The following is a 13,469-nucleotide window of genomic DNA, read 5'->3' as shown; positions in this document are numbered from 1 at the left end:
TTTAAATTTTTATTCCTTTTAGTTCTTGAAACAACCTAATAGCATATCTATCTGTCATTCCACTAATAAAATCTACAATTAATTGTAAAGTTTTATATTCATCATTTGAATATTTTTCGATATCCTCAAATACTTTTCTATGACTCGTAGAAATAATTTTATATAATCTTGATTCTAAATTATTACCAGTTGCTTTAAATGATTTGCTTTTTGATGCTTCGACAAAGATATCTAATAAACCATAAATAGCTTCCCATCCAGCTATTTCTTTCTTAAGAATAGATTTATCATCAAATACAATATATTGTAAGTTTTTATAAGCTTTTCTAATATCTTTAGCAGCAGATATGTCAATTATTTCATTTTCGAGTTTTCCTTCCATTATAACATCATAATGCTCTTCAAATGATTTTACAATACTGCCAATCATTATTTGCTGAGTGAAAATTCTAAATTTTTGAACGATTAAAGAAGAGTCAACGTTATTATTGTTTTCGAATTCTTTTCTTAGATCTTTTAATTTTTTAAGAACTATATCTTTATTTTCTTTAAGATGTTTGCTGAAAATTCTTTCAATATCATTTAAATCAACTTTTCCAAGTTTAATTCCGTCTTCAATATCTGCTGCACTATAAGCAATATCGTCAGCAGCTTCTAATAAATAGACAACAGGATGTCTTCTGTGACCAAGTTTTAGATGATTATCAATTTTTTTATAAGTTTCTTTTTCGGACTGAAAAAAACCGAATTTTTTCTTAGACACTTCATAAGTATGTTTCTTTTTTTCTTCTGAATCTAATTCGTTGTATTCATCTTGAGGTAACAACTTCTTGTTTCCGTTTATTGAATTAGAGGGATATTTTATAACAGTAGCTAAACTTGAATAATTTAAATTATATCCATATTCATCTCCAAAATAATAAAGTTTAGAAAGTATTCTAAGTGTTTGTACATTTCCATCAAAGTTTTCAAAATCTGCTTTTTCAAGTTCAGTAAGAGTTGTGTTTTTGTTCTTTTTAAAATATCTTTTAAAGAATTTTTTTATTGCTTCCTCTCCAAAATGTCCAAAAGGTGGATTGCCTAAATCGTGAACCAAACCAGCAACTCGTAATAGTGAACTCATATTGCCTTTTAATTCAGGTTCAAGTTCGTTCTTATTTAGTAATAGGTTTTCTATACTTTGTCCTATTGAGCTTGCTAAGTAAGAGACTTCTAAAGAATGTGTTAATCTTGTTCTTATATAGTCACTTTCTTCTAAAGGAAATACTTGGGTTTTATCTTGCAATCTTCGAATTGGAGCACTTGAAATTAGTCGACCATAATCGTTTTCAAATGTGTTTCGTCCATCGCTTTTAATTGTTGATGATTTTTCTCGAAACCTTTTTTCTCCAAGTAATAAGCTCCATTTTTCTTTATAGTTCATAGTTTGTTTTGGTATTATGCATAACGACGTTGATATGAAATCATTTTAATACTGAAATAAATTCAGCATGAATATTTAATATCATACGTTAAACGAATTTAGTTATTTTTTCTGATAAATTAAAGTGATATGTAGAATCTATATTACAAATTATCAACCTAGTTACTAAGCCCGCGTTAAGGATTGAGCGGTATCCTTTTGTTTTCTTTTTCGGCTAAAAACAAATAATTAAAAGTACTTCTGATTTTGGAATTGATTCCTGCCTGCGCAGGAATGACAAAAAAACAAAAGATACAGCCTTTCAACTTCGCTCAAGATAAACTCCAGCCTGACCTTGGTCCTGAACTAAATTCAGAATAAAAATAACGCCCAAATTACACGCATAAAAAAAGCCCAACTTTATAGTTGAGCTTTTAAATATTTTATGTTGAAAATTTAACTAGTTTCCACCAGCAGAAAGATTTTTCATTTCTTTTTCAACCATATCGTAGAATTGGTCAATTTTAGGTAAAACTACAATACGCGTACGTCTGTTTTTAGCTCTGTTCTCTGCAGTATCGTTATCTACTAAAGGTACGTAAGAACTACGACCAGCAGCAATTAATTGTGCAGGGTTAACATTTAACTCTTGTAATACTCTAATAATAGATGTAGAACGTTTAACACTTAAATCCCAGTTGTCTAGTAAAGGATCTTTTTTATAAGGAATATTATCTGTATGACCTTCTACCATACATTCGAAATCTGGTTTGCTGTTTACAACTTTAGCTACTTTAGCAAGTACTTCTTTAGCTCTAGCTGTTACGTTGTAGCTTCCGCTTTTAAATAATAATTTATCGGCAATTGAGATAAACACAACACCTTTTTCTACGTTTATTTCAATATCTGGATCGTTAATACCAACTTCGCGTTTTAAGCTTGTTACAACTGCAAGTGTTACACTATCCTTTTTAGTTAATGCATCTTGTAAACGTGTAATTTTTAATTCTTTTTCTTTAATGCTTTCTAATGTTTTTTCTACGTTAGAGGCACCTTTTGCAGATAATACTTGTAAGTTATCGTTATACTTTTTTAAATCGTCTACTTGACCTTCTAAAAGTGATACTTTAGCTGTAGCTGATGCTCTGTCTTCTAAACAAGAGTTTAATTTTACAGTTGCAGAATTAAGTAAATCTTGAGTTTCTTTTTGTTTTGCTTGAAGATCTGTGTATAGTTTTTTTGATACACATGAACTTAATAATATCATTGCAGATACGCTAAGTAATAAAACTTTTTTCATAATTGTTATAGGATTAACTTTTAAAATTTAAACAGTAACAAAAATATACAAAAAAAAGCCGTTTTTAACATAGTTAACAAAACTTTTACGAACTTTTTATAATCTTTTGTAATTGTCTTTTTTATTTACGAAATAATCAAAGACTATAGATGTTCTTTGGTAGTATTTAATTTTGTTTTTTGTAAGCTTTCGTTGTTTTAATAAGTGCTTTAAATGCCCGTAGAAACTAGCATGGGCTTTTATAATGGCTAAGATGTGTTTGGGTTTAAATTCTAATAAAAACTTGACACCTGCTACGCCATCTAAAAGGAGTCTGACAAAAATTTTAGATGCTATATGGCCTTTGGCATTTTTTGTAAGTGTATATAGGCTGTTTCTAAAGTTTAGGTATGTTTTTTTAGGGCTTGAACTACTTAAGGTTGCACCGCCAACATGGTACACTGTAGATTGCCCCACGTATTTTACAGCATATCCTGCGTTTTTAGCACGCCAACACAGGTCTATTTCTTCCATGTGTGCGAAAAAATGTGCGTCTAATCCGTTTAATTCCTGAAATACCTGACTTCTAATAAAGAGGCAGGCTCCTGATGCCCAAAATATCTCAGACGTGTCGTTGTATTGTCCTGAATCTTTTTCAATGGTATCAAAAATTCTACCGCGGCAATACGGGTAACCGTATTTGTCTATAAATCCGCCAGCAGCACCAGCATACTCAAAATAGACTTTGTTTTTATAATCTAATAATTTGGGTTGAATAATGGCTGTGTTTGCTTCGCCTGTAAAGGTGTCTTTAATAGGAGCGAGCCAGTTTTTTGTAACTTCTATATCGCTATTTAATAAACAGAAAATATCTGCTTTAATGTGTTTTAAAGCATCGTTATAGCCTTTGGCATAACCACCGTTTTCTTTATTCTGAATAATTTTTACAGAAGGGAAGCTTGATTTTAAAAAGGAGATAGAATCATCGGTTGAAGCGTTATCGGCAACATAAATATCGGCGTCTTGAGAGTATTCAATAACCGATGGTAAAAACTGTTCTAGTAGTTTTTTTCCGTTCCAATTTAATATGACGATGGCAAATTTCATTATTTATAATCTGGAATATCTTTTAAAAATTGATAGCGTTCATTTTCGAAATCCATTTGACAATAATAATGATTTAATCCGTTAGTAACCATTAAATAGCTGGCATTTAGGGTTAAATTGTATTGTGCAATTTGATCGAATGTGGTTTGATCGACATTAATTTTTGTCGATTTACATTCTACAATAAGATGAATACTTCCATCTGGATTAAAAACCACAATATCGTATCGTTTTTTTAATGAGTTAACTGTGAGTTCTTTTTCTACATTTATTAATGATTTTGGATAGCCTTTTTCATTAATTAAATACAAAACACAGTGCTGGCGCACCCATTCTTCGGGTTGAAGAATCACAAACTTTTTACGAATAGGATCAAAAATAGAAACTTTATTTTCGCTATTTTTGAATCGAAATGAAAACTTAGGAAAGTTTAATGCTTGCATGAATGCACATTGATTTTTTTTCAAAGTTAAACTACATAAATCAAAATCCAAGCAGCAAACTAAAAATGTTGGGTTTTGGATTTTATAATTTGAAATTTTTATTGATTTGGACGAAGTAAAACAAATAGCTACCGATATAAAACAAGGCAAACTGAAACCTATTTATTTTTTAATGGGCGAAGAACCTTATTATATTGATAAAATTTCAGATTATATTGAAGCTAGTGTTTTAAGTGAAGAGGAACGCGGATTTAACCAAACGGTTTTGTATGGTCGCGATGTATCTATTGATGATATTGTAGGAAATGCGAAGCGTTACCCTATGATGGCAGAGTACCAGGTTATTATTGTTAAAGAAGCTCAAGATTTATCGCGAACTATTGAGAAACTGGCTTCTTATGCGCAAAATCCGCAACCTACAACGGTTCTCGTTTTTAATTATAAATATAAAAAACTAGATAAGCGTAAAGCGTTGTATAAATCGCTTAAAAAAACAGGCGTTGTTTACGAGAGTAAAAAACTCTACGAAAACCAGGTAGCCGATTGGATTCGTCGGGTTTTATCGCCTAAGAAATATACTATTTCGCCTAAAGCAGCTCAAATGCTTGTGGAGTTTTTAGGAACCGATTTAAGTAAGATTAATAATGAATTAGAGAAGCTTCAAATTATTTTACCTGAAGGAAGTCAGATTACACCAGAGATTATTGAAGTAAATATAGGTATTAGTAAAGACTTTAATAATTTTGAATTACGTAAAGCTGTAGGGGAGCGAAACACCGTTAAAGCCTACCAAATTGTAAATTATTTTGCTAACAACCCAAAGGATAACCCTATAGTTGTTACGGTGTCTTTGTTGTTTAATTTTTTCTCGCAATTACTTCATTTTCATGGATTAAAAGACAAGTCGCCTAGAAATGTTGCGTCTGCATTAAAGGTGAATTCGTATTTTGTAAATGAATATATATCAGCTGCTAGAAATTATCCGATGCGAAAAGTAAGTATGGTAGTTTCAACCCTTAGAGAGTTTGATGTAAAAAGTAAGGGTGTAGGCTCGAATGCCGTCCCTCAAGGTGATTTGTTAAAAGAATTACTTGTTAAGATTTTAAATTAACTTGTTGTATGTTTTAATAGGGAGTTTGAGTGGTTTTCAATAGAAAATTGTATCTAGAATGTTTACTTATAATATTAGTTGTGCGTTTGTTCACTAATTTAGTAAGCTAAAACTAGCCATTAATTTTATGCTTTTTTGTACACAGGCTTTTTTAATTCAGTGTAATTATGAATTTCTCTATTTGTCTTCTATGTCTTAAAACATGAACAATAGCGTGTTCATACAATTGTTCAATATCATATAGTTGTCCCCATTTGGTTAAAATTTTTCTTTCAGATTTATATGCTTCAAAGTTCAAATTCGGATAATCTTTAAATAGTTTCTCATTATATTCAAACATTTTTTTCAATTCTAGAGCGTATTCCTCTGCTGTTTTAAATGTTTTATGTTCAATAAAATCTATTTTTTCTCCAAAAGACTTTCTGATTTCAATGACATAGTTGTAACCAGCTCTAATAACGTGAGTCAAAATTGTTTGGATAGATTTACAATCAGAATCATCCGTTTTGTTATCTACAATAAAGGCTAAATCTTCATTTTTCAAATCAGTTATTAAATATTCCATTTCAGTTAAAGCCTTTTCATATTCATCTAATATAGCTCCAATTGAACCATTATTTCGGTATTCTTTCATCATTTTTGTCAGCTTGGGTATAACACTTATATTAATTATTCTATAAATACACAGACACAGTAAGTACAAGCATAGTAAATACTAATAGTATAATTACTAACGGCATTACAAACTTCAACCATTTATTATAGCCAACTTTTACAATAGCTAAGGATGCTAATATTAAGCCCGTAGGATTTATAAATGCAAATAGGCCCATACCATATTGATAGGCGTTAACAACAAATTCTCTACCAATACCAACGCCATCGGCTAAAGGCGACATAATTGGCATGGTTAATACAGCCATTCCAGACGATGAAGGAATAAAAAAGGATAAGCCTCCATAAATATAAAGCATCACATTTATAAATAAACCTTTATTCATGCCGTTTGTAGCATTACTTGCATAGTACAGCATGGTATCGCTTATTTGTCCGTTTTCCATTAAAACCGTAATACCACGAGCAATACCTATTATTATGGCAACACCTAACAAATCGCTAGCGCCTTTTATAAAGGTGTCAACAAAAATGTATTCGTTTATTTTAGCTATGAATCCAATTAAAATAGAACCGACTAAAAATACAGCAGTCATTTCTATAAACCACCAGTCTAATTGTGATACGCCATAAACCATAATGATAAAGCACATAATGAAAATGAAAAGTATAAGACGTAAACGTGAAGTTAATACAATTAAAGAGTCGGTATTACTGCCAAACATTTTTTCTATAGAATCTTTTTGATCGAAAATAACAGATTTTGATGGGTCTTTTTTTACACGCTGTGCATATCTGATGATGTAAATAATACAAATTAGTGTACCTAGAATAAGCATAACAAATCGTCCTGTTAAACCTGTTGTCCAGTTAATACCTGCAGCATCAGAAGCTATTATAGAACTAAACGGATTTGTTGTAGAACACATCGTTCCAATGGATGAACCTATATAAACACTCGCCAATGCCACCATGGCATCATATTTAGCAGCAAGAAATATAGGAATAAGAATGGGGTAGAAGGCTATGGTTTCTTCAGCTAAACCAAAAGTAGTACCTCCAATGGCAATGAGTATTGTTACAAGAATAATTAGTAAAAATTCTTTTCCTTTTAAGGCAACGGCTAGCCATGAAATACCAGCATCAAAGGCGCCTGTGTAATTCATAATACCTATAAGACCTCCTATAAAAAGGACGAGAAAAATAATATCGGCACCTTCAATAATACCTTTTATGGGCGATTGTATAAATGCTGCGACGCCTTGTGGTGTTTTTTCAACTTCCTTATAGGTGTTAGGGATGCTAATAGGTTTCCAAATATCACCATTCGTAAACTTTTCTAATGGAATTTTAATGTTTAAGGCGTCTAAAGTGTTTTGTGTAGCATCTAAGGTGGTGGTTTCTTCTAAATGTGTTTTGGTGAATGTATTGTTGTCTTTATTGTAAGCTAAAGAATCAAATTTTCCAGAAGGGATAATCCATGTTAAGATGGCTACTAAACCAGCAATTACAAGTAAAATAGTTTGGGCTGTAGGGAATTTTATTTTTTTCAATCGGTAAATATTTTATTAGGATTAAAGATAGTATTATTTTAGTATGATTTTAAATTTTTCGAATGAATATAGAGATAGAAAAGAGTTGGAAGGATTATTTGCAAGATGAATTTAGTAAACCTTACTTTAAAGATTTATTAAGATTTGTTAAGTCTGAATATGATGCATATGAATGTTTCCCGCCTGAAAATGAAATATTTAATGCCTTTAATTATTGTGCTTTTGATGCTGTTAAAGTTGTTATTATAGGTCAAGATCCCTATCATGATGTTGGTCAAGCGAATGGGCTTTGTTTTTCAGTAAAGAAAGGAGTGAAACATCCACCATCTTTAGTTAATATTTTTAAAGAACTTGAAACAGATTTGGGTATTTCGTATCCTGAAAGTGGTGATTTATCACATTGGGCTAAACAAGGTGTTTTATTATTGAATGCAACATTAACAGTAAGAGCGCATGAAGCTGGAAGTCATCAAAAAAAAGGGTGGGAGCAATTTACTGATGCAGTCATTAAAGTTATAAGTGAGAAAAAGGGAAATATTGTATTCTTACTTTGGGGTGGTTTTGCAAAGAAAAAAACAAAATTGATAGATACAGGTAAACATCATGTTTTAACTAGTGGTCATCCTTCACCGTTAAGTGCTAATAGAGGGTATTGGTTTGGTAATAAATGTTTTAGTGAGACTAATGTGATTCTAAATGAATTAGGTGCAAAATTAATATCTTGGTAGTTTTAATTACTAATTTATATCAGGAAATATAAAAGAATAGTATGAACATATATTTTTAAAAGAATATATGTTGTTTATTATTTACTTTAGTTAATAGTTGAAAAAATTAACTACCAGTTGGAGCTAAACGTTGTTCTTCAAGATGTAGTTCTGGTCTAAGTACTACAGGTTTTTTGTCTACTTTGGCTGCTTTTTCTGTTTTATTCCAACTAAACATTAAAAGTAATAAGTTAGTTGCTACTAAGATTGAAATTGAAATAGTAATTGTTAATAACATAGGCTTTGGGATTTTATATTCTGCTAAAATACATTATTATTCGATGAAATGCAATAATTCATCGTTTAAAAATGTTAACAATACAAATTTACTAAAAAAAAGACTACAAAGCTATAAGTAGTTATACTTATTTTTAATTTGTAATAAAACTTTAAATAACGCTTCCATTTTTTAAGATTTTGATAAAATTTTATAAGTTTTTTTAGGGAGTTTATCCTTTTTTAGTAAAATAGAAATAGTTTTCAATTTAAAATAAGCCTTACTTATGTATATAAAACCACCATTTCCTATTCTATTTCCTTTAGAACCCCATGAATTCTTAACTTTATAATACATTTTATTGTTTTGATCTTTTACTATACCTGTTATGTGCATTAAATGATCATCAGTAGTATTGTAATTTTCAAATTCGTTTTGTCTGTATTCTTGTGTTACATCATTTTCTGTCACAATATAAGTTAATGATTTTTTTGTGTTTTCTATGTCTTTCGGAATCACAGCAACTCCATATTTTTGTGAAAAAGTTTTCTCTGAAACATCGATATCTAGAGCTATAGTATGGCCTTCTTTTAAGATATAATCAGTTATTTCAACTAATTTATTTATTGGCAGGTTATAATAGGATCCGTTAGAAAAATTATCTGGAATGTTTAAAATAAATTTAGAGTAAAAAGGGACTTGGGTAAATGATGTTAAAGTGATGTAGTCATCGGGATTAAACTTTGTCATTTTTAAAAATGATTTTGGCGTATAATTATGACCATTATAAATGAATGTATCAGGGGTTCTTCCTATATATATATTTAAAATAGAATCAGTTGATTGTTTCCAGTTAGGGTATTTAGAATCTTTTCCATTTTTAATGTAGGCGTCTAAAACTACTTTTAAGGCAGAAACTATTTTTGAATGATCATACTTATTCTCATTATTTACAAAACCATTGTATGCGCTTTCAGGTACTAAGCCATATTTTTTAATAGAATTTGTTACATCATGCGCTAATCCGCCTTCGCTAAACTGAGATTTTCCCTGTCTCATAACATAATTCCATGCTTTGTCCTCATATGTTTTTCTTACATTAAACATTTCAGAAATATCAATATCTTGTTTTGAATTTTTATAAATTTCAGATTCAATAAAAGAAGAGGTTGAAAAGCTCCAACATGTTCCTGTTTTTCCTTGGTTTTTAACAGGAGATGTTTTTAAATCAATTACAGGCGTAAATTCATATGTTTGTTCTGCCGGAATTGATATGTTTTGAGTTATTGTTTCTTGTGAAAAGGTAAAAAATGTAGATAATAAAAGTGAAAAGTTTAAAAAAAAGTGCTTCATAATGGGGGATTAAAATCGTATAAAAACTATTAAATAAAAGCTTTTGTAAGCTTAAATTTTAAATTAAACATAGCTATTAATAAAATAAAATTTATTTTTGACTAAAATAAACAAAATGGATCAAGTAAACTGGGAAACAGTTAAAGAATATGAAGATATTACTTATAAAAAAAGTAATGGTGTTGCAAGAATAGCATTTAATAGGCCAAATGTTAGAAATGCTTTTAGACCTCAAACAACGAGTGAGCTTTATGATGCGTTTTATGATGCTAATGAAGATGTAAATATAGGCGTTGTTTTATTGTCTGCTGAAGGCCCTTCTACTAAAGATGGTGTGTATTCGTTTTGTAGTGGAGGCGATCAAAAAGCAAGAGGAAAACAAGGATACGTTGGTAAAGATGGCTATCACCGATTAAACATTTTAGAGGTACAACGTTTAATACGTTTTATGCCAAAAGCGGTTATTGCCGTGGTGCCTGGTTGGGCTGTTGGGGGCGGACATAGTTTACATGTGGTTTGCGATTTAACTTTAGCCAGTAAAGAACATGCTATTTTTAAGCAAACGGATGCAGATGTTACGAGTTTTGATGGTGGTTATGGGTCGGCATATTTAGCAAAAATGGTGGGACAAAAGAAAGCACGAGAAATCTTTTTCTTAGGAAGAAATTATAATGCTCAAGAAGCTTTTGAAATGGGAATGGTAAATGCCGTAATTCCACATGACGAGTTAGAAAGTACTGCCTATGAATGGGCTCAAGAAATATTAGCAAAATCACCAACATCTATTAAGATGCTTAAATTCGCAATGAATTTAACAGATGATGGCATGGTAGGACAACAAGTATTTGCAGGTGAAGCTACACGATTAGCATATATGACAGAAGAAGCTGTTGAAGGACGAAATGCGTTTCTAGAGAAACGTAAACCTAACTTTGTAAAAAAATGGATTCCATAGTATGGGGATGAAAAATTTTTTTCTTTGGATTTCTGCCATGCGCTTAAGAACCTTGCCTTTATCAATTTCAGGAATTATTTTGGCTTCTTGCTTTGCTGAATATAATGGGGTTTTTAATTTGAAAGTTTGTTTTTTAGCTATTTTAACTACCTTAAGTTTTCAAATACTATCTAACCTCGCAAATGATTATGGCGATGGCGTAAAAGGTACAGATAATGACGATAGAGTAGGGCCTCAAAGAGCTATTCAATCTGGTAAAATATCGCCAGACGACATGTTTAATGCTATTAAAATAAACGTTTTAATTTGTATAGGCTTATCTATAGCACTAATTTTTAGTGCATTTGGTGTGAAAAACTTCCTTTTAACAATTTTATTTTTTTTATTAGGAGCCTTATCTGTTGTAGCAGCAATGCGTTATACAGTAGGCGATAATGCTTATGGTTATCGAGCTTTAGGCGATATTTTTGTTTTTATATTTTTTGGGTTAGTAAGTATAATAGGGTGTTATGTACTTTATGCAAAACAAGTAGATCATGTGGTTTTTTTACCAGCACTTACTATTGGTTTATTAAGTACAGCTGTATTAAACCTTAATAATATGCGAGATATTATTTCTGATACTAAAGCAAATAAAATTACCATAGCAGTTAAGTTGGGTAGTGAAAAATCTAAAATATATCATAAAGTATTAATTGGTTTAGCAATAATACTTTCTGGTTTATTCGGACTTTTATATTATACGTCTCCATATAATTTAATTTTTGTGATAGCTTATATCCCTTTATTAATTCATTTAAAAAAGGTACATAATAATACCGATCCAAAATTATTAGATCCTGAATTAAAGAAATTAGCGCTAACAACAGTCTTATTAGCCATTTTAATGGGAATAGGGCATTTGTTGTAGTATATTAGTTGTCATGTTTTAATCTTTTAAATTCTATAGTTATGAAAATTACTTTTTATGGTCATGCTAGTTTAGGTATTCAAATAGATGACGTTAATATTCTTGTCGATCCCTTTATAACAGGAAACCCAAATGCTTCTAGTATTGATATAAATACGCTTAAAGCCGATTATATTTTAGTAACACATGCGCATCAAGATCATATTTTAGATGTTGAAGCCATAGCAAAACGTACTAAGGCTATTATTATTTCTAATTATGAAATTATAACACATTTTGGTAATTTAGGACTTGAAGGTCACCCAATGAATCATGGAGGTACTTGGGATTTTGATTTCGGAACCGTTAAATACGTAAATGCTATACATTCATCATCTTTTCCAGATGGTAGTTATGGCGGTCAACCAGGTGGTTTTGTTATTGAAGGCGAGCATAAAAATATTTATATAGCAGGCGATACCGCTTTGTCTTTTGATATGAAGTTGATACCTATGCAAACAAAATTAGATTTAGCTATTCTTCCAATAGGAGATAATTTTACTATGGGTATTGATGATGCGATACTGGCTAGTGATTTTGTTGCATGCGATAAAATTTTAGGTTGCCATTATGATACTTTTGGATATATTGAAATAGATCATGAAGCAGCAAAAAGAAAATTCTTCGAAAAAGATAAAGATTTAATGCTTTTAGAAATTGGAGCATCTATAGAATTATAAATGATAAAGGCTTCATATAAAAAACACATACTCAATTTTAAACAAGCTAGCGGAACATCTCGTGGCATATTAAAAACAAAGGAAACGTGGTTTCTTATTTTAGAATCTAAAGAAAAACAAGGCATAGGTGAGTGTGGCTTGTTTAGAGGTTTGTCTGTTGATGATAGACCTGATTATGAAGAAAAGTTAAAATGGACTTGCCAAAACATTCATTTAGGCTTAGCTGTTTTATTAGATGAATTAATTGAATTCCCAAGTATCCAATTTGGATTAGAAACAGCTTTAAAATCTTTAGAAAGTCAAAATAAATTTGAATTATTTCCTTCTAAATTCACAGAAGGCGAAAATTCAATTCCTATTAATGGTCTTATTTGGATGGGAACCGAAGCTTTTATGAAACAACAAATTATTGAAAAAATTGAAGCGGGTTTTACGTGTATTAAAATGAAAATTGGCGCCATCGATTTTCAAACAGAAATCAATCTTATAAAGTCGATTAGAAAAGAATTTTCTTCAAAAGATATAGAATTACGTGTTGATGCCAATGGTGCTTTTCTACCTTCTGAAGCCTTAGAAAAATTAAAAATATTATCAGATTTTGATTTGCATTCTATTGAACAACCAATAAAACAAGGTCAAATAGAAGCTATGGCAAGCTTATGTAAAAATACACCTTTACCAATTGCCTTAGACGAAGAATTAATCGGCATTTTTTCTGTAACAAATAAAGAGACATTGCTACAAACTATAAATCCGCAATACATTATTTTAAAACCCAGTTTGGTTGGCGGATTTAAAGGCAGTAATGAATGGATTGAAATAGCTGAAAAGCATAAAATGGGTTGGTGGATTACCAGTGCACTTGAAAGTAATATAGGACTTAATGCTATTGCTCAATATACATACACTAAGCAAAGTAGTTTGCCACAAGGTTTAGGAACTGGTGGATTGTTTACTAATAATTTTGATTCACCATTACAGGTAAAAAAAGGATCATTACATTACAATAAAAATAATAATTGGAAATTTAATATATAA

The 13,469-nt window shown here is 30.5% G+C and carries 14 protein-coding genes; 6 read left to right on the top strand and 8 right to left on the bottom strand.

The features are described 5' to 3' along the window. Position 1: 1 nt before the first annotated feature. The 4 genes from dgt to ACH5TX_RS06605 all read right to left on the bottom strand — a co-directional run bounded on the left by dgt (position 2) and on the right by ACH5TX_RS06605 (position 4,231). Positions 2 to 1,423 carry a dGTP triphosphohydrolase gene (dgt, locus tag ACH5TX_RS06620; RefSeq protein WP_439338743.1) on the bottom strand — a complete coding sequence of 474 codons (1,422 nt, stop codon included), beginning with the start codon at positions 1,421 to 1,423 and terminating at the stop codon, positions 2 to 4. Positions 1,424 to 1,862: 439 nt separating this feature from the next. Next, positions 1,863 to 2,702, bottom strand: coding sequence for an OmpA/MotB family protein (locus ACH5TX_RS06615; protein WP_439338742.1), 840 nt, complete (start codon positions 2,700 to 2,702; stop codon positions 1,863 to 1,865). A gap of 96 nt (positions 2,703 to 2,798) precedes the next feature. Continuing rightward, entirely contained in the window at positions 2,799 to 3,788 is a 990-nt protein-coding gene (locus tag ACH5TX_RS06610) for a glycosyltransferase family 2 protein (RefSeq protein ID WP_439338741.1), read from the bottom strand. Beyond that, positions 3,788 to 4,231, bottom strand: a complete 444-nt coding sequence (locus tag ACH5TX_RS06605) for a type I restriction enzyme HsdR N-terminal domain-containing protein (RefSeq protein ID WP_439338740.1) — start codon at positions 4,229 to 4,231, stop codon at positions 3,788 to 3,790. Before ACH5TX_RS06605 ends, ACH5TX_RS06610 begins: the two co-directional genes overlap by 1 nt. Before the next feature lie 106 nt (positions 4,232 to 4,337). Here ACH5TX_RS06605 and holA point away from each other — a divergent pair, with 106 nt between their 5' ends. Then, positions 4,338 to 5,342, top strand: a complete 1,005-nt coding sequence (gene holA / locus ACH5TX_RS06600) for a DNA polymerase III subunit delta (RefSeq protein WP_439338739.1) — start codon at positions 4,338 to 4,340, stop codon at positions 5,340 to 5,342. A 151-nt stretch (positions 5,343 to 5,493) separates the two neighbouring features. Here holA and ACH5TX_RS06595 read toward each other — a convergent pair whose 3' ends face one another. Both ACH5TX_RS06595 and ACH5TX_RS06590 read right to left on the bottom strand, forming a co-directional pair. Next, positions 5,494 to 5,979 carry a DinB family protein gene (locus tag ACH5TX_RS06595; RefSeq protein ID WP_439338738.1) on the bottom strand — a complete coding sequence of 162 codons (486 nt, stop codon included), beginning with the start codon at positions 5,977 to 5,979 and terminating at the stop codon, positions 5,494 to 5,496. 37 nt (positions 5,980 to 6,016) lie between these two features. Next, on the bottom strand, positions 6,017 to 7,510 hold the full coding sequence (locus ACH5TX_RS06590) for a YfcC family protein (protein ID WP_439338737.1): 1,494 nt from the start codon (positions 7,508 to 7,510) through the stop codon (positions 6,017 to 6,019). Between the two features lie 62 nt (positions 7,511 to 7,572). On the opposite strand from ACH5TX_RS06590, the gene ung reads away from it, so the two are divergent. After that, the gene (gene ung, locus ACH5TX_RS06585; RefSeq protein ID WP_439338736.1) at positions 7,573 to 8,238 is read left to right on the top strand and encodes a uracil-DNA glycosylase; all 666 of its coding nucleotides are present in this window, start codon (positions 7,573 to 7,575) and stop codon (positions 8,236 to 8,238) included. A 106-nt stretch (positions 8,239 to 8,344) separates the two neighbouring features. On the opposite strand, the gene ACH5TX_RS06580 is transcribed toward ung, so the two are convergent. Further along, the gene (locus ACH5TX_RS06580) at positions 8,345 to 8,515 is read right to left on the bottom strand and encodes a hypothetical protein (RefSeq protein ID WP_439338735.1); all 171 of its coding nucleotides are present in this window, start codon (positions 8,513 to 8,515) and stop codon (positions 8,345 to 8,347) included. Positions 8,516 to 8,686: 171 nt separating this feature from the next. After that, the gene (locus tag ACH5TX_RS06575) at positions 8,687 to 9,847 is read right to left on the bottom strand and encodes a C1 family peptidase (protein ID WP_439338734.1); all 1,161 of its coding nucleotides are present in this window, start codon (positions 9,845 to 9,847) and stop codon (positions 8,687 to 8,689) included. Positions 9,848 to 9,962: 115 nt separating this feature from the next. On the opposite strand from ACH5TX_RS06575, the gene ACH5TX_RS06570 reads away from it, so the two are divergent. From ACH5TX_RS06570 to ACH5TX_RS06555, 4 genes are read left to right on the top strand one after another with little or no spacing between them, the layout of a single operon-like run. Further along, on the top strand, positions 9,963 to 10,802 hold the full coding sequence (locus ACH5TX_RS06570) for a 1,4-dihydroxy-2-naphthoyl-CoA synthase (RefSeq protein WP_439338733.1): 840 nt from the start codon (positions 9,963 to 9,965) through the stop codon (positions 10,800 to 10,802). Between the two features lie 7 nt (positions 10,803 to 10,809). After that, on the top strand, positions 10,810 to 11,712 hold the full coding sequence (menA, locus tag ACH5TX_RS06565) for a 1,4-dihydroxy-2-naphthoate octaprenyltransferase (RefSeq protein WP_439338732.1): 903 nt from the start codon (positions 10,810 to 10,812) through the stop codon (positions 11,710 to 11,712). Between the two features lie 41 nt (positions 11,713 to 11,753). Further along, complete coding sequence (locus ACH5TX_RS06560) at positions 11,754 to 12,431, top strand: metal-dependent hydrolase (RefSeq protein ID WP_439338731.1); 678 nt, start codon at positions 11,754 to 11,756, stop codon at positions 12,429 to 12,431. After that, positions 12,432 to 13,469: an o-succinylbenzoate synthase gene (locus ACH5TX_RS06555; protein WP_439338730.1), complete on the top strand. Its 1,038-nt coding sequence runs from the start codon at positions 12,432 to 12,434 to the stop codon at positions 13,467 to 13,469.

The sequence above is a fragment of the Thalassobellus citreus genome, from assembly GCF_044385915.1.
In the GTDB taxonomy this organism is placed as follows: Bacteria; Bacteroidota; Bacteroidia; order Flavobacteriales; family Flavobacteriaceae; genus Thalassobellus; species Thalassobellus citreus.
The sequence above is the reverse complement of the archived record's forward strand: the minus strand, read 5'-3'. Positions and strand labels throughout refer to the sequence as shown.

Bases quoted from the DNA above. Each gene is read 5' to 3' on its own strand.
- menA (WP_439338732.1), top strand. From the start codon at position 10,810: ATGAAAAATTTTTTTCTTTGGATTTCTGCCATGCGCTTAAGAACCTTG.
- dgt (WP_439338743.1), bottom strand. From the start codon at position 1,423: ATGAACTATAAAGAAAAATGGAGCTTATTACTTGGAGAAAAAAGGTTT.
- ACH5TX_RS06570 (WP_439338733.1), top strand. From the start codon at position 9,963: ATGGATCAAGTAAACTGGGAAACAGTTAAAGAATATGAAGATATTACT.
- ACH5TX_RS06560 (WP_439338731.1), top strand. From the start codon at position 11,754: ATGAAAATTACTTTTTATGGTCATGCTAGTTTAGGTATTCAAATAGAT.
- ung (WP_439338736.1), top strand. From the start codon at position 7,573: ATGAATATAGAGATAGAAAAGAGTTGGAAGGATTATTTGCAAGATGAA.
- ACH5TX_RS06575 (WP_439338734.1), bottom strand. From the start codon at position 9,847: ATGAAGCACTTTTTTTTAAACTTTTCACTTTTATTATCTACATTTTTT.
- ACH5TX_RS06615 (WP_439338742.1), bottom strand. From the start codon at position 2,702: ATGAAAAAAGTTTTATTACTTAGCGTATCTGCAATGATATTATTAAGT.
- ACH5TX_RS06610 (WP_439338741.1), bottom strand. From the start codon at position 3,788: ATGAAATTTGCCATCGTCATATTAAATTGGAACGGAAAAAAACTACTA.
- ACH5TX_RS06580 (WP_439338735.1), bottom strand. From the start codon at position 8,515: ATGTTATTAACAATTACTATTTCAATTTCAATCTTAGTAGCAACTAAC.
- ACH5TX_RS06555 (WP_439338730.1), top strand. From the start codon at position 12,432: ATGATAAAGGCTTCATATAAAAAACACATACTCAATTTTAAACAAGCT.
- ACH5TX_RS06595 (WP_439338738.1), bottom strand. From the start codon at position 5,979: ATGATGAAAGAATACCGAAATAATGGTTCAATTGGAGCTATATTAGAT.
- ACH5TX_RS06605 (WP_439338740.1), bottom strand. From the start codon at position 4,231: ATGCAAGCATTAAACTTTCCTAAGTTTTCATTTCGATTCAAAAATAGC.